This is a genomic window from Roseibium sp. QJM3NY_11 (assembly GCF_056173175.1).
Genome location: NZ_CM149660.1, coordinates 2,488,070 through 2,513,057 on the forward strand (window position 1 = coordinate 2,488,070; position 24,988 = coordinate 2,513,057).

The 24,988-nt window shown below is 62.6% G+C and carries 18 protein-coding genes; 13 read left to right on the forward strand and 5 right to left on the reverse strand.

Features of this window, described 5'->3' with window-relative positions:
* Nucleotides 1-11: 11 nt before the first annotated feature.
* The gene (locus AC0VX3_RS11435; protein ID WP_475524802.1) at nucleotides 12-986 is read right to left on the reverse strand and encodes a sodium:proton symporter; all 975 of its coding nucleotides are present in this window, start codon (nucleotides 984-986) and stop codon (nucleotides 12-14) included.
* A 105-nt stretch (nucleotides 987-1,091) separates the two neighbouring features.
* On the opposite strand from AC0VX3_RS11435, the gene AC0VX3_RS11440 reads away from it, so the two are divergent.
* A complete protein-coding gene (locus AC0VX3_RS11440; RefSeq protein ID WP_475524803.1) occupies nucleotides 1,092-2,363 on the forward strand; it encodes an NAD(P)/FAD-dependent oxidoreductase in 1,272 nt (423 codons plus the stop codon).
* A 64-nt stretch (nucleotides 2,364-2,427) separates the two neighbouring features.
* Here AC0VX3_RS11440 and AC0VX3_RS11445 read toward each other — a convergent pair whose 3' ends face one another.
* On the reverse strand, nucleotides 2,428-3,186 hold the full coding sequence (locus AC0VX3_RS11445; RefSeq protein WP_475524804.1) for a hypothetical protein: 759 nt from the start codon (nucleotides 3,184-3,186) through the stop codon (nucleotides 2,428-2,430).
* Between the two features lie 153 nt (nucleotides 3,187-3,339).
* Nucleotides 3,340-3,819, reverse strand: a complete 480-nt coding sequence (locus tag AC0VX3_RS11450) for an Lrp/AsnC family transcriptional regulator (RefSeq protein WP_342892218.1) — start codon at nucleotides 3,817-3,819, stop codon at nucleotides 3,340-3,342.
* Nucleotides 3,820-3,963: 144 nt separating this feature from the next.
* On the opposite strand from AC0VX3_RS11450, the gene AC0VX3_RS11455 reads away from it, so the two are divergent.
* Nucleotides 3,964-7,482 (forward strand): indolepyruvate ferredoxin oxidoreductase family protein, encoded by a 3,519-nt coding sequence (locus AC0VX3_RS11455; RefSeq protein ID WP_475524805.1) that lies wholly within the window; start codon nucleotides 3,964-3,966, stop codon nucleotides 7,480-7,482.
* A gap of 3 nt (nucleotides 7,483-7,485) precedes the next feature.
* Here the strand turns inward: AC0VX3_RS11455 and AC0VX3_RS11460 are convergent, their stop codons facing one another.
* Nucleotides 7,486-7,830, reverse strand: coding sequence for a hypothetical protein (locus AC0VX3_RS11460; protein ID WP_475524806.1), 345 nt, complete (start codon nucleotides 7,828-7,830; stop codon nucleotides 7,486-7,488).
* 444 nt (nucleotides 7,831-8,274) lie between these two features.
* Here AC0VX3_RS11460 and AC0VX3_RS11465 point away from each other — a divergent pair, with 444 nt between their 5' ends.
* From AC0VX3_RS11465 to AC0VX3_RS11505, 9 genes are all read left to right on the forward strand, one after another.
* The gene (locus AC0VX3_RS11465; RefSeq protein WP_342892221.1) at nucleotides 8,275-9,360 is read left to right on the forward strand and encodes a DUF2336 domain-containing protein; all 1,086 of its coding nucleotides are present in this window, start codon (nucleotides 8,275-8,277) and stop codon (nucleotides 9,358-9,360) included.
* Nucleotides 9,361-9,510: 150 nt separating this feature from the next.
* Nucleotides 9,511-11,931, forward strand: coding sequence for a mechanosensitive ion channel family protein (locus AC0VX3_RS11470; RefSeq protein WP_475524807.1), 2,421 nt, complete (start codon nucleotides 9,511-9,513; stop codon nucleotides 11,929-11,931).
* Nucleotides 11,932-12,028: 97 nt separating this feature from the next.
* Entirely contained in the window at nucleotides 12,029-12,595 is a 567-nt protein-coding gene (locus AC0VX3_RS11475; RefSeq protein WP_475524808.1) for a hypothetical protein, read from the forward strand.
* Between the two features lie 107 nt (nucleotides 12,596-12,702).
* Complete coding sequence (locus AC0VX3_RS11480; protein WP_475524809.1) at nucleotides 12,703-13,752, forward strand: glycosyltransferase family protein; 1,050 nt, start codon at nucleotides 12,703-12,705, stop codon at nucleotides 13,750-13,752.
* Nucleotides 13,753-13,760: 8 nt separating this feature from the next.
* Nucleotides 13,761-14,630: a hypothetical protein gene (locus tag AC0VX3_RS11485; protein WP_475524810.1), complete on the forward strand. Its 870-nt coding sequence runs from the start codon at nucleotides 13,761-13,763 to the stop codon at nucleotides 14,628-14,630.
* 248 nt (nucleotides 14,631-14,878) lie between these two features.
* Nucleotides 14,879-15,889: an ArsR/SmtB family transcription factor gene (locus tag AC0VX3_RS11490; protein WP_475524811.1), complete on the forward strand. Its 1,011-nt coding sequence runs from the start codon at nucleotides 14,879-14,881 to the stop codon at nucleotides 15,887-15,889.
* 1 nt (nucleotide 15,890) lies between these two features.
* A complete protein-coding gene (metF, locus tag AC0VX3_RS11495; protein WP_475524812.1) occupies nucleotides 15,891-16,802 on the forward strand; it encodes a methylenetetrahydrofolate reductase [NAD(P)H] in 912 nt (303 codons plus the stop codon).
* Nucleotides 16,803-17,188: 386 nt separating this feature from the next.
* The gene (metH, locus tag AC0VX3_RS11500) at nucleotides 17,189-20,917 is read left to right on the forward strand and encodes a methionine synthase (protein ID WP_475524813.1); all 3,729 of its coding nucleotides are present in this window, start codon (nucleotides 17,189-17,191) and stop codon (nucleotides 20,915-20,917) included.
* Nucleotides 20,918-21,708: 791 nt separating this feature from the next.
* Nucleotides 21,709-23,355 carry a hypothetical protein gene (locus AC0VX3_RS11505; RefSeq protein ID WP_475524814.1) on the forward strand — a complete coding sequence of 549 codons (1,647 nt, stop codon included), beginning with the start codon at nucleotides 21,709-21,711 and terminating at the stop codon, nucleotides 23,353-23,355.
* 106 nt (nucleotides 23,356-23,461) lie between these two features.
* Here AC0VX3_RS11505 and AC0VX3_RS11510 read toward each other — a convergent pair whose 3' ends face one another.
* On the reverse strand, nucleotides 23,462-24,157 hold the full coding sequence (locus AC0VX3_RS11510; protein ID WP_475524815.1) for an ArsR/SmtB family transcription factor: 696 nt from the start codon (nucleotides 24,155-24,157) through the stop codon (nucleotides 23,462-23,464).
* A 150-nt stretch (nucleotides 24,158-24,307) separates the two neighbouring features.
* Between AC0VX3_RS11510 and AC0VX3_RS11515 the strand changes: the two genes are divergently transcribed.
* Together AC0VX3_RS11515 and AC0VX3_RS11520 are read left to right on the forward strand one after the other, a co-directional pair.
* Nucleotides 24,308-24,640 (forward strand): NIPSNAP family protein, encoded by a 333-nt coding sequence (locus AC0VX3_RS11515; protein ID WP_475524816.1) that lies wholly within the window; start codon nucleotides 24,308-24,310, stop codon nucleotides 24,638-24,640.
* The gene (locus tag AC0VX3_RS11520) at nucleotides 24,637-24,981 is read left to right on the forward strand and encodes an antibiotic biosynthesis monooxygenase family protein (protein ID WP_475524817.1); all 345 of its coding nucleotides are present in this window, start codon (nucleotides 24,637-24,639) and stop codon (nucleotides 24,979-24,981) included. The genes AC0VX3_RS11515 and AC0VX3_RS11520 overlap by 4 nt, the downstream gene beginning before the upstream one ends.
* The last annotated feature ends 7 nt before the right edge of the window (nucleotides 24,982-24,988 follow it).

A 24,988-nucleotide genomic window follows, 5' to 3' on the forward strand; every position in this document is an offset into this window, starting at 1 on the left:
CAGCCGGGTCGTCACACCGGCGGCGTCACAGGTTTCACGTTCTGGCGGCAGAAGACCCGGACGAATGGCTTCAGGATCATCGGCAGCAGGTAGATCGGGAACTGGCCGACCGCGAACCACAGCCAGGTGAGTTCTGGCAGGGTCCCGCCAAGGGCGGCCACCATCAGGCCCATGTTGCGGGTGCCGCAGGTATGGGCAATGGCATAGGCGTCTTCCCGGCTGGCCGGTGAGAACAGCAGCAGCGTCAGCAGGATTTGCACCAGGGCGAGTACGAAGGTGAGCGCGGTCAGGCCGAGGGTGAAGACCGGTCTGCTTGCGAAGCTGGCCGCAACGCCGTCCATGGCGGCAATGGCGAAAATCAGCAGCAGGACAACATTCAGGCCGCTGATGTGGTGGGCGCTTCGGCCGAGGCGTTCCGAACCGGCCAGCCGGCGCAGCGCCGCCGCGATCACGAATGCGCCCGCGAGCAGCAATGACAGCTGCGCGGCCAGTCCGCCGACACTCAGGGGCAGCGAGGGCCCGAGCATCAGCTCGCCGATCAAGGGCGCCGTCAGCGGAGTCACGATCAGGGCCGCCACGGACAGCGCCAGGCTGAGCGTGCCGTTCAGTCCAAGCAGGTAGATGAAGGCCGGGGCCGCCATCACAGGCGGGGCGGCGGTCGCGATGAACAGGGCCAGGACGGCGTCCGGGCCGAGGGCTTCCGGCCCGGCGGCGGCGATCAGGCCGAAGGTCAGGAGGGGCGTGCCGAGCATCATCCAGGCCAGCGCGGCAAGCAACAGCGCCGGCCGACGCAGGCGTTGCCTGAATTCAGCCGCGTCGAGGCGCAGAAAGGCGAGGGTCAGCAGACTGAACACGGACAGTGTCAGATAGGGACGCATGGTGGACGAGAGGGCAGGCAGGGCGACGCCGATGAAGATACTCACCGCGAGCGCTGCCGTTCCGTGGCGCCCGATCCATGCCAAACCTGCCCCGATCAAGCGAATCATTTAGAGTCATCTCCTGAAATGTCTGCTACGGCAGGCACTTCAGGGATTCTTATCGGATCGGACGGGGGGATGCCAGCCCCGGATATCAGGCCGGCCGGAACAGATATGACAACAAAAAAGAAGACGCAGACCCAGTCGTTCGACGTGATGGTGCTCGGTGCCGGGATCGTCGGCGTGTCGACTGCCCTGCATCTGCGCAGGCTGGGGCTGGATGTTGCACTGGTCGACCGGAGACACCCGGGTGAGGAAGCGTCCTACGGCAATGCGGGCATCGTCCAGCGCAACGGTTTCGTGCCGCACGCGGTGCCTGTCCGCCCGCTGCAGCTGCTCGGCATTGCGCTGGGCCGCTCGAGTGCGGTCACGCTTGATCCGGCCACGGTGATCCGAATGCTGCCCTGGCTGCGGCAGTACCATCTGGCCAGCACCGCCCGGGGCGCGGAAGCCTATTCCAGGGTCATCGCTCCGCTCAGGGCCTTTGCCGTCGCGGAGCATCTTGAACTGGCCCGCACGACAAATGCGGACCGTTTCTACCGCCAGGGCGGCTGGCTCCATCTCTACCGGTCCGAAGCCGCCTTCAGGGCCGGGGAGGCCGAGCGGCAATATGCGCGGGTCTTCGGTGTTGCCTACAAGGAACTTTCGGATGGCGATCTGGCGGGTCTCGAGCCGGGGCTCCTGGCCGCAGGCCTGAAAGGCGTGCATTGGCCGGAGAGCCGCTCCGTCTCGAATCCGGGGGCGGTTGTCGATGCCTTCTGGCGCGGGTTCATCCGCGAAGGCGGATGTTCCCTGCGCGGGGATGCGCAGCGGCTCACCCGCCAAAGGGGCGCCTGGCAGCTTCCGTGCGAACGCGGTAACGTCTTTGCCCGGCATGTGGTGGTCGCACTGGGGGCCTGGTCGGGGGATCTCCTGAAAAAGCTCGGCGAAACCTATCCGCATGCGGTCAAGCGCGGCTACCACATGCATTACCGGCCGGTGTCCGGTGCCTCGCTGTCGCGGCCTGTGGTCGACGTTGAGAACGGATTTGCCCTGACGCCGACGGACAACGGGATCCGGCTGACGACGGGTGTCGAGCTGGCGCCGCGCGATGCGCCAGTCAACCCGGCCGTGATCCGGCGCGCCCTGCGGCGTGCGGAGGAGCTGTTTCCGCTGGGCCAGCCGCTGCAAGACGACGTGTGGCTGGGATGCCGGCCCTGTCTGCCCGACTCGTTGCCGGTGGTCGGTCCGTCACCGGCAACACCCGGACTGTGGTTGAATTTCGGCCACGCCCATGACGGGTTCACGCTCGGTCCGGTCACGGGCCGGCTGCTGGCATCGATGATCGCCGGCACAAAGCCGCTGCTGGATCCCGCGAGCCTGTCGCCGGCCCGATTCGCTCTCTAGGGTGTTTGGACAATCCGGTTCGGGTCGCGGTGCGTCTCGACCAAATCCTGATTGTCCCTGGATCCTAGAAACTCCCGCGACTTTCCCAGAGCGTCTTCTTGTCGCCTTCCTCGGCGGCGATGCTGAAGTTGCTGCCGGATGCGTTCCGCTGCAAGGCGTTGGCTGCGGCGCGCGCATAGTCGAAGATCAACTGGTCAAGCCGGGCGGACTTGCCGTAGCGGGGCGCCTTGGGCCCGCCGCCTGCCAGCGTGATCGAGCCGTCGTCGATCCGGGTGATCGGCTCGACCTCCTGGAAGGGAAGTCCGGTGCTCTGGTCATAAAGCTTGAGACCGGCAATGAACTGGGCGTTGTCAGGTCTCTTCTTGCCATTGACGGTCAGCTTTGTGCCCGTGAGCTGATAAAGGCTCATGCGGCTTCTGATGAAAACGGACTTGACCGTAACGACGGCCCGGACGGGCCGGGTGCCCGTAAACAGGGGTGTCAGCGCTTCTTCCACATAGGGCCTGACATTGGCGGCGATCGCCTTTTCCAGGGCCGCTTGTTTGGCCCGACCATTGACGACGCCAACGCGCGTGCCCAGGGTCTCGACCGCCGATCCACTCGACACGGAGCCGCTGATTTCCGCATCGAGTTCGCCGACAAGCAGGGGCCGTTCGGCGTTGGAGAAATCCACATCGACCTGGGCAAGGTGAATCTGGGAAAGATAGCTTGGTTGCTGCGCCACTTGCGTTCCGGAGGAACTCTGGCAAGCCGCGACAAGACCGGTCAACAGGACCATCATGGAGACCACGAGGCCCTGTCTCACAACTTCATCTGCCCGCATTTGCTGTCTTTCCCCCAACCAGCCTGACTTCAGAGCTGAGTGTTAACAGGTTCGGGCCGGATCAGAAACAGCCCAAGGCGGTGCCGGTTGAACACCTGAAACGAGCGATGCGGCGATGGAACGGGGTCGAGGTCGGGGCGGGGGCGGTCCTGCTCAGCTTTCGCGCAGAGGCAAGGCCACCGTATCTTTCACCGTGTTGACGACGATGCGGGACTGCACGTCGGACACGAGCGTGTTGTCCAGCAGTTTCAGACGCAGAAAATTGTCGTAGGCCTTGATATCATCGGTGACCACCTTGATCAGGTAGTCGACGGCGCCGGTGATACGCTCGCAGGTGACGACTTCCGGCCAGTGGTGGACAAGCTTGTCGAAAGTTTCCATGTTGTCACGGCTTGGAACGGCAAGCTTGACGAAGGAATAGGCCACGAACCCGAGCCCGACGGATTCGCGGTCGATAATGGCGGTGATTTGCCGGATGATGCCCTGTTCTTTCAAGCGCTTGATCCTGCGCCAGCAGGGCGTCTGGCTCATTCCGGCTTCCTTGGCGACTTCGGCGATGGAGAGCGAGGCATCCCGTTGCAGGACGCGCAGAACGCGCACGTCGGACGGGTCGAGAAGATATTTATCAGTCATTGGTCATTTTGGGAATTTTTATGCTGCCATTGGGTGAATGTTCGTGACGATAGCACAGAAATTGCCCGGGAAAAGGATGATATTGCTTTGAGAGGGAGGGCCGTGCGCGGCGGCCCCCAACGCATCGGTTGAGGAGGAATTCGGATGAACGTGCATATGCCAACCGTGACCCTGGAAGACAAATATGTCGCCATGGAGGGACGGGTCTATCTGACGGGCATACAGGCACTGGTCCGGCTTGCTCTCGACCGCACGCGGCTGGACCGGCAGGCGGGCCTGAAGACCGGCGGTTTCATTTCCGGCTACCGGGGATCTCCGCTGGCGGGCTACGACACGGAACTGATGCGGGCCCGCGGTCATCTCAAGAGCCATGACGTTGTCTTCAAGCCGGGCGTCAACGAGGAGCTCGGCGCCACCGCGGTCTGGGGCAGCCAGAAGCTGCGCGGGGAGGGCGGTGTCGGCCGGCCGACCGCCTATGACGGCGTCTTCGGCATCTGGTACGGCAAGTCCCCGGGGGTCGACCGCGCCGGCGACGCCCTGCGCCAGGCGAACGCCTCGGGCACGGACCGCAACGGCGGCGTCCTGGCCCTGGCCGGCGACGACCATCTGGCGAAATCCTCGATCCTGCCGGCGCAGAGCGAGTTCTTCTTTCAGCACGCGGAAATGCCGGTGCTCAATCCGGCAGATATCCAGGAAGTGCTCGACTACGGTCTGCACGGGCTGGAAATGTCCCGCTTCACCAGCTTGTGGACGGCGCTGATCTGTGTCGCCGACACCATGGATGCATCCGCAACCATCAATATTGCCCCGGACCGGCTGCGCCTTGTGCTCCCGCTCGAAGGCGATCCGCGCAAGGACTATCGCCAGAACCGCGATCTTCTGCTCGGCAACCGGCTGGAGACGGAACGCCTGGTGCGCGACCTGCGGGTCCCCGCTGCCCAGAATTACGTTCGCACCAACGGGCTTGACCGGGTGGCGTTCGGTGCGCGCGGGCAGGCCAAGTTCGGCATCGTTGCTTCGGGCAAGGCCTATCGCGACCTGCTGCAGGCGCTCGACCTCATGGGCGTCACCGAAGACATGGCCCGGGCGCTGGGCTTGTCCGTCTACAAGGTCGCCATGACCTGGCCGCTCGAGCCGCTCGGCCTGCGCGAGTTTGCCCGCGGTGTCGAGAGCCTGCTCGTTGTCGAGCACAAGCGCGCGTTCATGGAAACCCAGATCAAGGAGATTTCCTATCACTGGCCCGAAATGAGCCGGCCCGAGATCTGGGGCAAGCGCCGCCCGGACGGATCGCCCTTCCTTTCTGACGTGCTCGAACTGTCGGTTGCCGAACTGATGGAAGGTCTCATGAAGTGGCTGCCGGAAGAGGTTGTCACCGAGGAGATGCGCTCCGTTGCCAACCGGATGAACAAACAGGCCATGTGGGCCCAGGGCCATGCGGAACGGGCGGCGCGGATACCCTATTTCTGCTCCGGCTGCCCGCATTCCACCTCCACGAGCACGCCGGAAGGCGCAAGGTCGCTGCCGGGCATCGGCTGCCACGCGATGACCGAAATGGCGGGGCGCACGACCGAAGGGCAGATCGCCATGGGCGGCGAGGGCATCCTTTGGGTCGGTCAGCAGCCGTTTTCCGGCGACACCCATGTTTTCGCCAATGTCGGCGACGGCACCTATTTCCATTCCGGTATCCTGGCGATCCGGCAGGCGCTCGCCGCCAACGTGCCAATCACCTACAAGATCCTTTATAATGACGCGGTCGCCATGACCGGCGGACAGAAAGTGGACGGCCAGCTGAGCGTGCCGCAGATCACGCGTCAGCTCGAGGGCGAAGGGGTCGAGCGCATCGCGATCGTCTCCGAAACTCCGGACCTGTACGGTTCCTGGTCGCCGATCGCACCGGGCACCAAAGTGTATCACCGCGATGAACTGATGGACGTTCAAAGGGAGCTGCAGGAGTTTCCCGGCGTGTCCGTGATCGTCTACGATCAGACCTGCGCCGCCGAAAAGCGCCGCCGGCGCAAGCGGGGCCAGTTTCCCGATCCCGACAAGCGGCTCTTCATCAACGACCGGGTCTGCGAAGGCTGCGGCGACTGTTCCGTGCAGTCCAATTGCCTGTCGGTCGAACCGCTGGCGACGCCGTTCGGCGAAAAGCGGGTCATCAACCAGTCCAGCTGCAACAAGGATTTTTCCTGCATCAAGGGTTTCTGTCCCTCGTTTGTCGAGGTTGAGGGCGCCGCGCTCAGGAAGCCGAAAAAGGCGGAGGTCGATATCGACGCGCTTGTGGCCGGTCTGCCGCTGCCGGAACAGGCACCGCTTGACCGGACCTGGAACGCACTGGTTGCGGGGATCGGCGGCATGGGCGTGACCACGATCAGCGCCGTCCTGGCGATGGCCGCGCACGTCGACGGAAAGCAGGCATCGACGCTCGACATGACCGGCCTAGCGCAGAAGGGCGGTCCGGTGACGTCCCACGTGCGGTTCGCCGCGCTGGACAAGTCGATCGAAGGTCCGCGTGTTCCCGCGGCGAGCCTCGACCTCCTGATCGCCAGCGACATGGTGGTGGCCGCCAATGCCGACCAGCTCGCGCTGGCCCATCGCGGCCACACGCTGACCGTTGCCAACACCAAGGTGGCTCCCACAGCCGAGTTTGTGATCAAGCAGACCCTGTCCTTCGACGAGAAGCGAATGGACCAGTCCCTGCGCGAGGCATCCGGCAGTTATCTTCCGCTGAACGCCGCCGATGTGGCCGAGAAACTCCTCGGCGATGCCATCTTCGCCAACATGCTGCTGGTCGGAATGGCCTATCAGAGCGGCGCTCTGCCGGTCTCCGACTATGCCATCGAGACAGCGCTGGAACTCAACGGCGCCGCCGTCGGCAACAACATCAAGGCGTTCCGTGCCGGCCGGGTACTGGCGGCCGCACCGGACAAGCTGATGGCTGCGCTGCCCGCGCAGGCCAGTCCCCGGAGTTTCACGCTTGACGAGAAGGTCGCGTTCAACACGCGCGAACTGACCGCTTATCAGGACGCGGCCTATGCGGAGCGCTACGCCGATCTGGTCGCCAGGGTGAAAGCCGCCGACGAGACGCATGGCCCGGCGACTCTGCGCCTGACCCGGACGGTGGCCGACATGCTTTTCAAGGTGATGGCCTACAAGGACGAGTATGAAGTCGCACGGCTCTATTCGGATCCGGCATTCCGGGACAAGCTGCTGCAGCGGTTTGAAAATCCGGGCAAGGTCAAGGTGCACCTGGCGCCGCCGATGCTTGCCCATCGCAAGGATCAAAAGACCGGTCGGCCGGAGAAAATCGCCTTTGGGCCCTGGATCTTCAGCGCGTTCCGTCTTCTTGCCCGGTTCAAGGGCGCCCGCGGCAATTGGTATGATCCGTTCGGGCGCACCGCGGAACGCAGGGCCGAACGGGCTCTTGCCACACAGTACCAGGGTGATGTCGCCGAAATCCTGAACCGGCTGCCGGACAGCGATTACGGCCTGCTGGTCGAACTGGCCCGGGTTCCCGATCTTGTGCGGGGCTTCGGCCCGGTAAAGGAGGGCACTCTGGCAAAGGCTTCGGAAAAGCGCAGCCAATTGCTGAGCAGGCTGCATCGCAGCAATGACGGCAGCGACGACAAGAGCAGCTCCAAGGAGTTTCTGGCCGCAGCGGAGTAGATCTCAGTCGGAAGGCGGGCGTTTGGGCGGTCCTCCCGGCACTCCACCCGGCAGTGTCGGGTCGGTCGCCAGCCACGGACCTTCGAACCGTGGCGGGCGGCGGCCTCTATCGTCCAGGGTGGCGTGCAGCAGGCCGGTGTCGCCGAGCACATCGGCAAGGAGAGCCCGGGGAAGCCGTTGCCGGACCTGCCGCTTGCCGATGTTCCTTCCCACGAGTTGGCGGAAAGCGCCGGTCAGACGCCGAATGATGCTTTTCGGAATGGACACGGGCGAAACGGACACGGGGGGAACGGACACGGGCGGAACGGATACGGAATGAGACGGCTTCGATGACGTCCGGCGGTCCATGAGGGTCTCCTATAAAGAAATATATTTCTTTCTTTATGTGCGGCGGCGCAGGAGATCTGCAATATAAAAAGGAAAATATTTTTAAATGCGCTGCATTTTCATGCCGGGGGTGTTGGATCGGGATGTGGCGGGCCTCGTGTCATCGGCAAAATCTTAAATTTCGGCCGTGCAGGCCCTGAAAGCGGGGAGTAAAAACGCTCATATGCAAAAATTATCAATCTAATTCACCCCCGGCACGGTGCTCCGGTTTTAGGGGTGATTTGGAAAAGGGATATAAAATTCAGTTATTTGATGCGATCAATCTTGAAGAGGCGAGAATTCGTCGAAAGTTTTAGACAAACACAATTACATTCTCGAAAAGCGTGTTTCGACCTTCTTTAAGTCTCCTGTTCATTTTCGATAACACCGCCGGATCGGCTTAATTTTGACAATTGGTATCGAAGAATGACTGAAGCGTTGAAAACAGAACTGGTGAACTTCTCGGAGCTGACCGGCGAAGCTGGCAGCGCCCGGAGGGCCGAACTTGCCCGCCATGTCGCGACACTGTTCGCCCTGACCTCCGACCGTTGTTCGGATGAACAGGTCGATATCTACGATTCCGTTTTGCTGCGTCTTGTCGACATGGTCGAGGGCGAAGTCAGAAGTTACGTGGCAGATCAGATGTCCAGCCTACGCCGGGGGCCGGAGGAAACGATCCGCCGCCTTGCAGACGACGACATCGACGTTGCCGAACCGATCCTGCTGCGGTCGACCGTCCTGCGGGACGCCGATCTCATCAAGATCGCGGAAAAGCGGGGCGATGCGCACCGATTCGCGATTGCCCAGAGGGAAGTGCTTTCCGAGGAGCTCACCGACGTTCTGGTGCGGCGGGGCGACCTCAAGGTGAAGCGCAAGGTCGCCGGAAATGACGGCGCCAGCCTGTCGAATGCCTCGATCATGGCGTTGATCAGCGACGCGGCCTCGGACGCCACGCTGCAGCTCTCCCTGAGCGAACGCGCCGATCTGGCCGAGGCGCATATTGCCAGCCTGGTCTCGGTGGCCAGCGAGGAAGTCCGCCGGAAGCTGCATGCGTCCGGCCGTGGACACGAAGCCGAGCGCGTGGAGGAGGCCGCAGAGGTCGCCGCGCAACGCATGTCGAACCAGTACTGGCTGGGTCGCTACGATTTCGAAACCGCGCGCAGCCGGGTTCTTCTGCTTGCCAAGCGCGGCATGGTCAACGAGGCCGCGCTTCGCCGGTTCGCGTCGGAAGACCGGTTCGCCGAGGCGGTCGCGACCTTTGCCTGGCTCGCACGCTGCGGCGTGGAGGAGGTCAGCCACTGGATGGTGCGTCCGGACCCGGAGCCGTTCGTGATCCTTGCGAAGGCGTCCGGCCTGTCGTCGATCACCGCGGGCTCGCTCCTGTCCATCGGTCCCTGGCGCCATCGTCTGACGCCTGAAGTCCGCGGCGAGGCCATGGGCATGTTCGAACGCATGAGTATTGCGGACGCCAAGCGCAAGATGGCGCATTGGAACCACGAAGTGTTGCACTGAAATCCCAGGATGGCGCATCCTGTCACCTGAAGCCCGGCTCGATGAGCCGGGTTTTTTTGTCCGGTATGGGCGGTGCGGGTTCCTTTCAATCGGAACGGAACCGTGGCAAGAATGACGCGGAAATCTTGTACGAGCAGACGTGGAGTCCTCATGCGCCGTAGCAACTGCCTGCTTCATCCGTCCCGTTCGGACCTGACCCGCCTGCTCGGAAGCATTGGCCTTGTTGCCTGCGTGATTGCCGGCACGCTGCTGCTGTCTTCAGCGCAGGCACCCGTCATGGCGCAGGGCGTCTCCGCAATCCTGTCCGGTCTGGCCGAAGCCGACGGGGACAAGACAGAGCCCGCGGCCGGAACAACCGGGGACGCAGCCGGGAAGGCCGATGGCGCAGCCGGGCAGACCGATGGCGGCGGCAAGGGGGCTGGCGAGAGCGGAGACGGCGAAGGGGGGCTTCTCCGGTCGGTTGACGATTTCGCCGACGATGCCGTCGAGGCGCGGAACGTCCTGAAATCCATCGTGAGGCAAATTCCGACGATCCACGCCACCATTCTGACCACTCTCAGGGCCGAAGGCGAGGACCGGGGATTGAGTTGGATCGGGGCCGCCCTGATCGATATCGGGATTGCGGCGGCGATCGGGATTGCAGCCTCCGTCCTGCTGGGACGCTGGGGCCGGCACATGTTCGCCTCCCTGTTCCGCACCAACGTCTACTCGCGCGCTGACAAGATCATCTACCTGTATCTGCGCGCGCTGCTCATGATCGTCGGCGTGGTTCTATTTTTCGGCGTCTCGGTGGCTGTCTACCTTCTGATCGGCACGGGCCTGGAAGCGGCCAACGAGACGGCGATGGTGGTGTTCGGTGTCGTCTCCGTGTTCCTGGCGTTGCGGGTCATCTGGCTCAATCTGTTCGCGCCGGACGCGGCAAGCCACCGGTTGCCGGCCTTGACCGACGGCGAGGCGAAAGGGCTCTACAGAAGCCTTCTGCTCGGATCCGCGATCTCCCTGTTCGCGGTCGCCTTTTGTCTGTGGATGGATCGCCTGGGCTTGAACCGGGACGCCCACAAGGTCGCGCTGATCGGCGCGGCCGCCCTGTCGACGGTGGTCTTGAGCGTCATTGCGTTCGCTTTCCGCCGGACCGTCGCCCGTCTGATCAGGGGCACTGGCGAAGCGCCGATATGGCGCAGGGTGCTCGCGGGGGCGTGGCACTATATCGCCATCTTCTATTTTGTTCTTGCCTGGGGCATTTCCGCGGTGCGGATCCTGCTCGATCTGCCGGATGCGACGGGACTGGTCGCCGCGCCGCTCGAGGTGTTGTTGCTGGCTGCGGTGGTCTATGGGCTGCTGATCCTGATCATCGACCGGGTCCTGCTGCCCCGGCTGGACACGCCGGCGGCCCGGGAGCGGATCGTCGAAGACATCCAGCGTGCGGAAGAAAGCGAAGGCGGCGTTCTGGATGAAGAGAGCGCGCGGGCACAGGCGCAGGCCGAGGCGACGGAACGCGAGGCCATGCGGTCGCCGTTCCGGGATCTGTTCGACCGCGGCGCCACCATTGTCGTCCTGTTCGGGGCAGTGGATACTCTGGCGAGCATGTGGGGCGTTCCGCTCGCGGGCAGCGGATCGCTGATCGGATCCTTCATCGAGGTCCTGCTCGTCGTGTTCCTGGGCTACATGGCCTATGAATCGGTCAAGATCGTCATAGACAGGCAGATCGCCAAGGAAACGCCGGCTGAAGCCGATGAGGAAGCGGAAGTCGGCGGGGCCGGAGAGAGCCGGATCGCGACCTTGCTGCCGATCTTCCGGAATTTCCTGCTGATCACCATTGTCGTCATCGCCGCGATGGTGGTGCTGGCGGAACTCGGCGTGAATATCGCGCCGCTCTTTGCCGGTGCCGGTGTTGTCGGTCTGGCGATCGGTTTCGGCGCACAGACCCTCATCCGGGACATCTTCTCCGGGGCTTTCTACCTGATCGACGATGCCTTCCGGAAAGGGGAATATATCGACATCGGCAGCGCCAAGGGCGTGGTCGAGAAGATATCGATTCGCTCCATGCAACTGCGCCACCACCGCGGTGCGCTGACCACGGTTCCATTCGGCGAAATCCAGCAGGTGGAGAACTTCTCGCGCGACTGGGCCGTCATGAAGCTGGCCTTCCGGGTCACCTACGACACGGATGTCGAGAAGATGCGCAAGATCATCAAGACGTTCGGCAAGGAGCTTCTGGACGACGACTATTTCGGTCCGATGTTCCTGGCCCCGCTCAAGTCCCAGGGCATCATGTCCATGGAGGACAGCGCCATGATCGCCCGGGTGAAATTCACCACCAAGCCGGGCAAGCAGTTCGAGTTGCGCAAGGTCGTTTATGCCGGGCTGCAGGACCTGTTCGAGAAGAACGGTATCAAGTTTGCCCACCGGCAGGTGACGGTGCGCGTCGCCAACCCGAATGACGGACCGGAAGATCAGGCGCCGGCCACCACCAATGCGGCAGCGGCTGCCGCTGCAGGTGCGGCAGCCGCCCGCATGCTGGACGATGAAGAAGGAGCGCAGTCGGGCGAGGCATCCGCCGATCAGCTCTGACGGCCCGCCGGCTGGACTGAAACAGGACGGTCATGCTGTCTTGGTGCCGGGAATTGCCGGTGCCGCATTTCAGGGTGCCGTACGGATGGGGGGAAAGATGCTGAAACGTGGTTTTGCGGGACTTGTCGTGTTGCTGGGCCTTTGCCTGCCGGGCGCGGCCGGTCCCTTGCTGGACAAGGCGAACGAGGCCGAAGCGGCGCTGAGCGCCGGAGAGGGAACCCGGGCCGTCCTGCTGATGCGAGAGGCTCTGTTCGAGGCCTGGCGCGCCGCGCCGCTCACCGTCGAGACGGCGATCTTCGTCGAGGCTCAGGCGGACGGCTACGGCATTTACACCGTGCGGGCAGACAACGTTTTTGCCGAGGGCGAGCCGCTCCGGATCTATCTCGAGCCGGTCGGCTTCGATTGGAAACAGGCGGACGGCTTCCACACTTCGCTCCTGACCGTCGATTTCGATCTAACGTCGCCGGACGGCAAGGTGCTTGCCGGGCAGAAGGGCTTTGGCCGTTTCGAGTTCAAGAGCCATGTGCCCAACACCGAATATATGGCCAACCTGACGCTCAACGTGAGTGGGGCCGAGGCGGGCGACTATCTGCTGGTGTTGACCATCAATGACGAATACAGCGGAAGCTCTGCCAGGGTTCAGTTGCCCTTCGTCATCAAGTAGCGCCTGTCCCGGTCTTGGCGGTGCCGGGTTCGAATTCGGCCGTGACCGCATGGACCTCGGCGGTGAAATCCGATATCGGTCCCGGCAGATAACTTGACGGGACCGGAATGCGGATCGGATTTCAGGCAGGCACACTCAACGAACGCGGCATGAGTGTCGCGCTTCACGACTATGCGCTCGGTGTTCAGAACGAGCTTGGCCATGAGGCATTCGTCTTTTACAGCCCGGCGAAAAGCACGCCTTCCGTGGTCGAGAAATTCGGGCAGTCGGTAACGCTGGTCCCGGTTCAACCGGGCGACGACAGCCGCCGGGTCAGCGACCCGTTCAAGCTCGATTTCTGCTATTACATAAGGGAAGGACGTGTTGCTCCACTCGGCATCAGCGCCGAACGCTCCGGTGTTCACACCGTGTTTCGTCATTTCGAGCCCCATAGTGATGTCTACGCCTATGTGTCGGAGTGGCTGGCCGACTGGATGAGCGGCGGGCTGGCGCCATTCGTGCCGCATATCGTCGATCTGCCGCGGTCGGATGACACCCTGCGCGAGACACTCGGCATTCCACGCGATGCTTTTGTGGTCGGCCGCTATGGCGGCCATGACCAGTTCAACATTCCCTTTGCCCGGAAGGCCGCCGGGGAAGCGCTCGCACGCCGGTCCGATCTGCATTTCCTGTTCGTGAACACGGAAAAATTCATCGACCACCCAAGGGCACTGTTTCTGCCGCCGATTGTCGATGCCCGTGAAAAGTCCCGTTTCATCGCGACGTGCGATGCCGGCCTCAATGCCAAGAAGATCGGCGAGAGCTTCGGCCTCGCCATCGCCGAATTCCTGATGGCCGGAAAGCCGGTGTTCAGCTGGGCCGGAGGCATGGACCGGAACCATGTCGTCATGACGCCGAAGCCGGACTGGATCTACCGCACGCGGCGGGATCTGCTGCGCCTGCTGACGGACTATACGCCCGCGCATTCGGACGCGGAGCTGGCGCGCGCCTCGGTAACGGATTTTCTGCCCGGCCCGGTGATGCGACGGTTCGACGAGGTGTTCCTGTCCGGCGCCGCACCCGCCGAGCCGCTCAAGCTGTCTCCGGTTTTCAGGGCAAGGCGCCTGGTTCAGGAAAAGGCTCTCAGGGCCAAATTCAGGCTCTGGAAGAGCCTTTAGGAAAATTCATGCAGCTTTACGACTGTTTCGTCTTTCACAACGAGTTCGACCTTCTGGAGATCCGCCTCCGGGAGATGGGCGATCATGTCGACAGGTTCGTTCTGGTGGAGGCCGACCGGACCCAGCGCGGCGGGGCCAAGCCGTATTATTTCGCCGAGAACCGGGAGCGGTTCGCGCTCTGGGCCGACAGGATCATCGACCTGCAGATCACCTTTCCGGATGTTTTGCCGCCCGCTCTGGGTGTCTACAAGAACCGGCGCAGGGCCGACTGGGAGCGGGAGAATTACCAGCGCAACTGCATTTCCCGCGCGCTGGAGGCCTGCGCGCCCGATGATCTGATCCTGTTGTCGGATGTTGACGAGATCGTGCGCGCCGAGGTTCTGGAACGTGTTCTGCAAGACCGGCTTTACGAGGGCAGGCTGCTGGTGTTCGAGCAAAGCCTGCACAAGCATCACCTGAACAGGATTGTCCCGGACAAGACCTGGCTGCTCGGGTCCCGCATGATCGAGAACAGATACCTGACAACACCGCAGCAACTGCGCCGCACCAAGGCCCGCATGACCAAGAAGTCCTGGGTGCCGGATGTTCTGGCACAACCCTTCCTGCGCAGCCGCAACAACAACCTGTCCGGCATCGGCCGGCCGGTGAAGATCATCCGGGACGCCGGCTGGCATTTTTCCTCCATGGGCGGCCTCGACGCCTTCCGTACCAAGCTGGACTCGGTCGTCCATGGCCAGACCGTCGACACAAGCGACATCGAGCAGCTGTATGCGCGCGAGCTGGAAGGCACCGCGCTCGTACCCCGCACCGGCCTTCCTGCCTGCGTGCGCGACGGGCTGTTCGATCACATGCTGGCGGCTGAGGATCAGCCCCTGTAGTATCGAACGGTGTTGATTATGACCCGACTGGCGGCCCATGTGCGCCCGCCGGACTTCGTTGCGCGTCTTGTCCGATACACCGCATCGCCTTGCGACACGCGTCTGGTGGAGTGTTGTCCACCCTTTGTCCGGCGTGTCGTGCTTTCGGGGCACATGCCACCGACAGTAAAACCGGCGGGATCGGAGACTTGCATTGCTGTCTCTGTTGATATAAACATATCTTTATATCGACATCGATGGCTGAGTGCATGACTGAAGAGCAGACCCTTTCCGTGGAAGATACCCTTGTGGCCTTGAGAGCTGTCGGTGAGACGACGCGTCTCAGGCTGATTGCCTTGCTTGCGGAAAGCGAGCTGACGGTCAAGGACGCGACTGCGATCCTCGGGCAGAGCCAGCCGCGTATCTCCCGTCACCTGAAACTTCTGGCCGAGGCCGATCTGATCCGGCGCTATCCGGAAGGGGCCTGGGTCTATTACCGGCTGGCGGACGGGCCCGAGGGGCAATTGGCACGGGACCTTGTGGCCCGCATTTCCGGCGATGACGCCGTGCTGGCGGCCGATCAGGAACGCTTTCAGGCGATCCGCAAGGCCAAGGCGGAGGAGGCTGCGGCCTATTTCGCCGCGCGCGCGCTCACCTGGGACAGGGAGCGCTCCCTGCATGTGTCCGAAGACGCCGTCGAGGCAAGCATGCGGGCCGCCCTGGGCGACACGCCGTTCCAGTCCTTCCTGGACCTGGGGACAGGCACCGGGCGCCTGCTGGAGCTGTTCTCCGATCAGTACACGTCCGCACTCGGCATCGATGCGTCCCACGACATGCTGGCGGTGGCGCGGGCGAACCTTGCCAAGGCCGGTCTGACGAATGCGCAGGTGCGCCACGGCAACGTCTACGCGTTGAATGTGCCGCCGCGCTCGTTCGATGTGGTGGCGATCCACCAGGTGCTGCATTTTCTGGATGAACCGGCACGGGCATTGTCCGAAGCCGCGCGGGCATTGCGTCCCGGCGGCCGCCTGCTGATCATCGACTTTGCCCCCCACGAACTGGAATTCCTGCGCGAGAAACATGCCCATCGCCGGCTCGGCTTTGGCCGCGACCAGATGGAGCGCTGGCTGGAAACCCATGACCTGGACCTGGAACAGGTGACCGACCTGGTTCCGGGAGACGACACCGACACCAATCTGACCGTAACATTATGGCTCGCGCGGGATCGACGCATCGTCACCGACTGGCCTGCCCGAGACACGTCCCGAGAGGTCGCCTGACATGACTGACACTTCCAACCGCCGCTCGCAGCAGGCCGCCGCGTCGCCGATCTCCGCGTCGTTCGAGTTCTTTCCGCCCAAGTCGGACAAGATGGCCGAGACGCTCTGGAACACGGTGCAGCGCCTGGCGCCGCTCGAACCAGCCTTCGTGTCGGTGACTTATGGCGCGGGCGGGTCGACGCGGGAGCGGACCCACAAGACCGTGGACCGGATCCTGAAGGAAACGGACCTGGCGCCGGCGGCGCATCTGACCTGTGTCGGCGCATCGCAGGACGAAATCGATGCCATCGTCAGGGACTACTGGGCTCTGGGCGTGCGCCATCTGGTTGCCCTGCGCGGTGATCCGCTGGAGGGCATCGGCTCGCGTTACGTTCCGCACGAGACCGGCTATGCCTTCGCTTCCGACCTGGTCGCGGGCATCAAGAAGATCGCCGATTTCGATATTTCGGTCTCGGGATACCCGGAAAAACACCCGGAAAGCGGCAACTGGCAGGTCGAGATCGACAACCTGAAGCGCAAGGTGGATGCCGGAGCGGACCGGATCATCACCCAGTATTTCTTCGACAATGACCTGTTCGATGCCTATCTGGACCGGATCGCCGCTGCCGGGATCAACATCCCGGTCATTCCGGGCATCGTGCCGATCCACAATTTCGAGCAGACCATGGTGTTCTCCGCCAAATGCGGCACCTCGATCCCGCAATGGCTCGCCCGCCGGTTCGCCGGCCTTGCCAACGACCCGGAAACCCGCAAACTGGTCGGCGTCGCGATTGCCTGCGAGCAGGTCATGGATCTGGTCGACCGCGGTATCAGCGATTTCCACTTCTACACCATGAACCGGGCCGATCTGACCTTCGCCATCTGCCACATGCTGGGCATGGGACAGCCCGTGCGGGAAGATCTGGCGGCATAAGGTTCCGGACGTCCGCCGTATGCTTTGTGGGGGGCACCTGCCGCTGAACTCTTGTGGGGTCCCCACCCCTGATTTCTTGTGTGGACCCCCACCCCTGACCCCTCCCCACAAGGGGGAGGGGTCAGGCCTCAACTGCCGGGATGCGGCGTTCTTTTCAAAGGGGTGATTGAGCACCGCGTCGCGACGCATTCGGCGGAATTCCCTTCCCCCTTGTGGGGAAGGGTGAGGGATGGGGGTAAACGGCGAAAGCCGTAGCAAGATCGTCGCAGCCGGTGCGCGCGGCGCCCGTCAGGCTCCCGCCGCACACATTTAATTCAAGGGCGCTTCCGATACCTCGGCGCCCGAACCAAGAACAACGAACCAGACACTCTGGAAGGAAATACCCCGTGATCAAGTCCGACGCCTTCGAGCGCCTCCGTGATCTTGCAAGAACCCGCATTCTCGTGCTCGACGGCGCGATGGGCACGGAGATCCAGCTTCTGAAGCTGGACGAGGCGGCCTATCGCGGGGAGCGTTTCAGGGACTGGCCCAGCGATGTCCAGGGCAACAACGACCTGCTCAGTCTGACCCAGCCCGACGCCATCCGCCAGATCCATGTCGACTACCTGGAAGCCGGGGCCGACATTGTCGAGACCAACACGTTTTCCTCCACGACCATCGCGCAGGCCGATTACGGCATGCAGGAGCTGGCCTATGAGCTGAACTTCGAAAGCGCGAAACTGGCGCGTGAAGCCTGTGACCAGGTCACCGCCCGCGATCCGTCCCGCCCGCGCCTGGTCGCTGGCGCGCTCGGTCCGACCAACCGGACCGCATCGATTTCTCCGGACGTGAACAATCCCGGCTACCGCGCTGTCTCCTTTGATGATTTGCGCATTGCGTATGCGGAGGCCACGCGCGGGCTGATCGCCGGCGGAGCGGATATCATTCTGGTGGAAACCATCTTCGATACGCTGAATGCAAAGGCGGCGCTGTTCGCCGTCGAGGAAGTGTTCGAGGAGACCGGCAAGGCTCTGCCGGTGATGATTTCCGGCACGATCACGGACCTGTCGGGACGCACGCTCTCCGGCCAGACCCCAGAGGCTTTCTGGAACTCGGTGCGGCACACCAATCCGCTGACCATCGGTCTGAACTGTGCTCTCGGCGCGAAGGAAATGCGGGCCCATGTGGACGAACTCGGCCGGGTGGCGGACACGCTCGTCTGCGCCTATCCCAATGCGGGCCTGCCCAACGAATTCGGGGAGTATGACGAGAGCCCGGAACACATGGCCGGTCTGATCGCCGAATTCGCCTCAGCCGGTCTGGTCAACATGGTCGGCGGCTGCTGCGGCACCACGCCGGCCCATATCAGGGCGATCGCCGAGGCGGTCGCGGACAAGACACCGCGCGAAATTCCGCAGATCGAGCGGCACACGCGGTTGTCCGGGCTCGAGCCCTTCGTGATCACGAAGGAAACGAACTTCGTCAATGTCGGCGAGCGCACCAACGTCACGGGCTCTGCCCGCTTCCGCAAGCTGATCAAGGAAGGCGATTTCGGAACCGCGCTGAACGTCGCCCGCCAGCAGGTGGAAAACGGCGCCCAGATCATCGACATCAACATGGACGAGGGCCTGCTTGATTCCGAGGAAGCCATGGTCACCTTCCTCAATCTCGTCGCCGCCGAACCGGACATCGCCAAGGTGCCGATCATGATCGACAGCTCCAAATGGACGGTGATCGAGGCGGGCCTCAAATGCATCCAGGGCAAGGGGGTGGTGAACTCCATCTCCATGAAGGAAGGCGAAGAGGCGTTTATCGAACAGGCGAAGCTGGTTCGCCGCTATGGCGCGGCCGTCGTGGTCATGGCGTTCGACGAGACCGGCCAGGCCGACAGTTTCAAGCGCAAGACCGAAATCTGTGCCCGATCCTACAAGCTGCTGACGGAAGAGGTCGGGTTTCCGCCGGAAGACATCATCTTCGATCCGAACATCTTCGCGGTGGCAACCGGTATCGAGGAACACAACAATTACGGCGTCGATTTCATCGAGGCGACCGGCTGGATCCGCGAGAATCTGCCCCATGCCCATGTCTCGGGCGGCGTCTCGAACCTCAGCTTCTCGTTCCGCGGCAACGAGGCCGTGCGCGAGGCGATGCATTCGGTGTTCCTGTATCACGCCATTCAGCGCGGCATGGACATGGGCATCGTCAATGCCGGTCAGCTCGCGGTCTACAACGATCTGGACACCGAGCTGCGCGAGCTGTGCGAGGACGTGGTCCTGAACCGGCGCGACGATGCCACCGACCGGATGCTGGAGGCGGCCGAGCGCTGGAAAGGCGAGGGCGGTCAGAAACGGGAAGCCGATCTCACCTGGCGCACCTGGGGTGTTGCCAAGCGCCTGGAGCACGCTCTGGTCCATGGCATCGCCGATTACGTGGAAGAGGATACGGAAGAGGCGCGACAGGCCTTCGACCGGCCGCTCCACGTCATCGAAGGGCCGTTGATGGACGGAATGAACGTGGTCGGCGACCTGTTCGGCTCGGGCCAGATGTTCCTGCCGCAGGTGGTCAAATCCGCACGCGTCATGAAGCGGGCCGTTGCCTATCTGATGCCGTTCATGGAAAAGGAAAAGCTGGAGCAGGGCCTGTCCGGCTATTCCTCCGCCGGCAAGATCCTGATGGCGACCGTGAAGGGCGATGTCCATGACATCGGCAAGAACATCGTCGGCGTCGTGCTCCAGTGCAACAATTTCGAGGTGATCGACCTTGGCGTGATGGTGCCGGCTGCAAAGATCCTGGAAACCGCGCGCCAGGAAAAGGTCGACATCATCGGTCTGTCCGGCCTGATCACTCCGTCACTCGACGAGATGTGCCACGTGGCCGCCGAACTGGAACGCGAAGGCATGGATGTGCCGCTGCTGATCGGCGGGGCCACGACCTCCAAGATCCACACGGCTGTGAAGATCCATCCCAATTACGAGCGCGGCCAGGCGATCTATGTCACCGATGCCGGCCGGGCGGTCGGCGTCGCCTCGAAACTGATGAGTGAAAACGGCCGCGATCCCTATTTTGCGGACATTCGCAGCGAATATGTCGATATCGCCGCAAAGCACGCCGCTGGACGAGGCGGGCAGAAACGCACGGCCCTTGCGGCCGCGCGCGCAAACGCGTTCAGGCCCGACTTCGCCGGGAAGCCTCCGGTTGCGCCGAAGACCTCCGGGCTCTCCGTGTTCGATGACTTCCCGCTGGAAGATCTGGTGCCCCTGATCGACTGGACGCCGTTCTTTGCCACCTGGGAAATCAAGGGACGCTATCCGGCGGTCCTGACCGACAACCGCTACGGGCCTGCCGCGAAGGCGCTTTATGACGATGCCCGGCGGATGCTGGACGAGATCGTCGAGGGAAAACTGCTGACGGCGCGCGGCGTCGCCTCGATCTGGCCGGCCAATGCCGCCGGTGACGATGTCCGGATCTTCACGGATGAGAGCCGGTCACAGGAACTGGCGACCTTTCACACGCTGCGTCAGCAGATGACGCGTACGGCGGGGGGGCGCGCCAATGTCGCGCTCAGCGATTTCGTCGCGCCCGAGGGCAGCGGTGTCGATGACTGGGTCGGCGGTTTCGCCGTCACGGCGGGACATGGCGAGGACGAACTGGCGGCCCGATACGCGCGCGACAACGACGACTACAACAAGATCCTGTCCCAGGCGTTGGCGGACCGGCTGGCCGAGGCCTTTGCCGAAAAGCTGCACCAGATCGTGCGCAAGGACCTGTGGGGCTACGCGGCTGATGAGACGCTGTCGGCCGAGGACATCATCGCAGAGAAATACCAGGGTATTCGTCCCGCCGCGGGATATCCGGCCCAGCCGGATCACACCGAGAAGGATACCTTGTTCCGTCTGCTCGACGCAGAGCGGCTGACCGGCATCCAGCTCACCGAAAGCCGGGCGATGCTGCCGGGCTCATCCGTCTCCGGCCTCTATTTCAGCCATGCCGACAGCCATTATTTCGGTGTCGGCAAGATCGAACGCGATCAGGTGGAAGACTACGCGGCACGCAAGGGCTGGGACCTGGCCTATGCGGAACGCTGGCTGGCACCGATCCTGAATTACGATCCGGCACGTGTGGAGGCCGCGGAGTAGTCCCGGCTTCAACGCGACTGTTTTTTCGGAACTTGACAGGCCTCCTGCTGTTTACCAGCAGGAGGCCTTTTAATTTTGTGCGTGAATTAAAGAGATCCGGGAAAATAAGGGTTTTTTAAGTGGAAATGCACATAGTGCGCTCTTGAAAAGTGCACAAAGTGCGCTACATTCAAATTCATCAGGTGAGGGCGGACTGTTCCGTGCTTGCCAAAGGAGAACAATATGACTGTGCAAATCGCCAGAATGCTATTGGTTCAGCATCGCCAGGACTACAACCGGGACCGCCTCGCGTGGTTGCCGTCGCGTTTGTACCGCACCTGGAGAGAAGCTGTTCCGGCAAGGCAGGAATCCCGCAAGGCATCCTGATCCGGGTTCTGCTGGCCCCAATAACAAGAACACGACCCTGGCAGACGTTCGCAAACCCCGAGCGTCCGCCGACATACTGAAGAGACCCGGCTCCGGCCGGGTTTTTTGTTGTTTGGCGGCGCGCGTGGCCCTTGGCAATGTAAACCCGACCCGGGAGTGTGGCGGCGTATCGATCATCGCCCTGCGATACGCTTCTTGCGGAACAGTCTCATGCAAAACCCGGTATCAGCCGGATGATCCGGAACCTGAGATGAGACGGCCCGGTCGATGCCTGCGCCGTAAAGGCAATTCCTCTCGGCATCCGCTGCTGATCCGCAAATTTGATCATTGTCATTAATTGCAGTAGCGGGCTCTGAATTATTAGATGTTTGGTAACATATTCTCCTCAAGGTTGTGGAGGTGTCCCATTTTGACGGATTGAGAACGTGCTGAATTCTATTGCCGAAAGCTACCGGAATCCATTCTCGCCTCAGAGCACTCAGGCGCAGGCCAGCGCAAAGGTTGTGCAATCCGGCGGGGCGAATACCAAGAGCGCTCAGACCGGTCCGAGCCAGGCCAATGATCCTGTCAGGGAGCGGATTGAAAAGGCCATGGCCGATCTTGAATCCGCCAGGCGACTGATCGCGCAGCTGGATGCTTTGAAGAATCTGGGGCGCTACACCGTCCACGAGGGCACCGACGGAGACGACGACATCACTGCCGACGATTACGCGGTGATCTTCGCCGGCGCAGGGGATGACCGGATCAGTGCCGGGAACCACGCGATTGTCGATGCAGGGCCCGGAAACGACCGCGTCAGCACCTACGCAAACGCCTTCGTCCGGGGTGGTGCCGGCGACGACCATATCAGCACCTATGCCAATTCGACGGTCTATGGCGGTGCCGGTGACGATTATATCAGCACCTATGACAATTCGACGGTTTACGGCGGGGCCGGTAACGACCGGATCCAGACCTATGGCAATGCCTATGTCCGGGGAGGTGCCGGCGACGATCATATCAGTACCTATGCGGCGTCGACGGTCTATGGCGGTGCTGGAGACGACCACATCAGCACCTACGGCAACTCGACCGCCTATGGGGAGGCAGGCAACGACCGGATCGAGATGTACGCGAACTCGTTCGCAAGTGGTGGTGCCGGTGACGATTATATCAGCACCTACGGCAATTCGACATTGAACGGCGGTGCAGGCAACGACGTTCTGCGCGCCTATGACAACGCCAAACTGACCGGTGGCGCCGGAGACGACCATATCAGTGCTTATGACCGGGCGACGGTGTCAGGCGGTTCAGGCAACGATTACATCACGGCCTACGACAATGCGCAGATTTCCGGCGGAGACGGCAACGACACCATCAGCGCTTCCGACAAGGCCAATGTGCAGGCGGGCCGCGGTGACGATGTCATCAGCGCGTATGACCATGCCTATGTTGACGCAGGAGACGGAGACGACCTTATCAGGGTCTCCAACCGCGGTCGTGTCTACGCGGGCAACGGGAATGACAGGATTGAGGCCTATGACAATACGACGGTCGAGGCCGGTGCCGGCAACAACGTCGTAAACGCCCACAACTATGCGGTGATTCGTGCCGGTGCGGGAGACGATGCCGTTCAGACAAACAACTTCTCCAATGTCGACGGCGGTTCGGGTGACGACGTGATCCGTTCGGGAGACAATTCGCGCATTTCTGGCGGCGAAGGCAACGACCGGATCTGGACGCAGGAGGGGTCGAAAGTCTCCGGTGGGGATGGTGACGACTGGATCGCGGCCGGTTCCGAGGCGGTTGTTGACGGTGGCGCTGGAGCGGATTGGATTTCCGTTGGCGCAGGCTCCACGATTTCGTTCGACAGGGGAGGCGGAAACGATGTTGTTTACGCCACGGGCGACATCACCGTCGAGATCGGCGAAGGATACAGCCGCGAGGACATGACCGTGACGCAGGACGACGGTCAAATCCTGATCGCCTTCAACGGTACCGATGACACGGTCACTCTCAAACTGGACGCGAACGCGGAGGCTGACATCCGGTTCAAGGACGAAGTCGCTCCCGGCCCGGAGGCGGGGAGCTAGGGGACGGCCCCACATAGCGCCCTTCCAGGGCGCGCGGCTAACGGGCGTTTCCTGGGTACGGGATCCGGGCGCGGACAGATCTTCACAGGGAACGCAGTCGCGGGCGCTATAGCTCCCGAGGCGGAAAGAGCTTGTTCAGATTTGTTCGTCCGGCCGGTGAAATCGTGATGACCCGGCTGTTCTCGTGCCTGGAAATCCAACCCTGGTCCTGAAAGTGCCGAAGGAAGGCGGCGCCGAGACTGCCTGCGAGATGGTTGCGGCGCTCGCTCCAGTCGAGACAGGCACGGCAGAGCGGCCGGCGGCTCGCATTCAGCGGCGCAACGTCGATGCCCAGCGATGCGATGAAGCCTTCGCCGGCGTCCGTCAGACCGAGGCCGCCCTTGTCGGGCGAAACGGCAAGGAACCGCCGCGCCTGCAGGCTGTCGAAGATCCGGACCGCCATATCGCCGGCCAGATGATCGTAGCAGACCCGCGCGCTGCGCATTGCCGGGTCACGGGGGCCGGTGCGCGTGCGCAAATGACCCTTCTGGGCCGCCAGTCCCATCACCGCTTCCAGGACCGCACCGACTTCCGGTCCTGCGAGCGTGAAATAGCGGTGGCGACCCTGTTTGGCCTGGGTCAGCAATCCGCCTTCCATCAGCTTTTTCAGATGGGAACTGGCGGTCTGGCCGGTGATGCCGGCCTCCGTCGCCAGCTCGGTCGCCGTCAGCGCCTTGCCGCTCATCAGCGCGTTGAGGATGTTGGCGCGCGCGGGATCGCCGATCAAAGTGCCGATGCGCGCAATGTCCGGACCATCTTTCATATTTCGGCTTTCATATTTCGGCTTTCATTTTTTGGCCTTCATATTCCGGCTTTCATCTTCTGTCTTTCATGGTTCGATCCGCGTCGAAGCATTGTTGACGCAAAAGATGGCACATGGACACGGACAACGCCAGCCAGGAAGGACGTTTCCATGATCACCTGTTTCATCCGCTACCATATCGACCCGACAAAAAGGGCGGCCTTTGAGCAGTACGCCCGCAACTGGGGGCAGGCGATTCCCCGCTGTGGCGCGGACCTGATCGGATATTTCGCGCCGCACGAAGGGTCTTCCACCCTGGCCTACGGGGTTTATTCGATCGAAAACCTGGCAGCCTATGAGGCCTACAGGGCGCGGCTCGCAGCCGATCCGCTCGGACAGGAAAACTATGCCTTCGCGCAATCGGAAAAATTCATCTTGCGGGAAGACCGGACCTTCCTGAAACTGGCGTCCGCGCCGCATGCCGGGGGAGAGCACCAGCGATGATAGCCGTGATATTCGAAGTCATTCCGCATGCGGACAAGAAGCAGGCCTATCTCGACATGGCCGCCGAAATGCGGCCCCTGGTCGAGCAGATCGACGGGTTCGTGTCCGTCGAGCGGTTCCAGAGCCTGACCGATCCGGACAAGCTCCTGTCGGTCTCCTTCTTCCGGGACGAGGCCGCGCTTGAGGACTGGCGCCGGCTGACCGGGCACCGCAAGGCACAAAAGGCGGGCCGGACAAGCTACTTCAAGGACTACCGTCTGCGGGTGGCGCATGTCTTGCGGGACTATGGCATGCATGAACGAGACGAGGCCCCGGCCGACAGCCGCGACGTGAACGGATAGTCCAGCC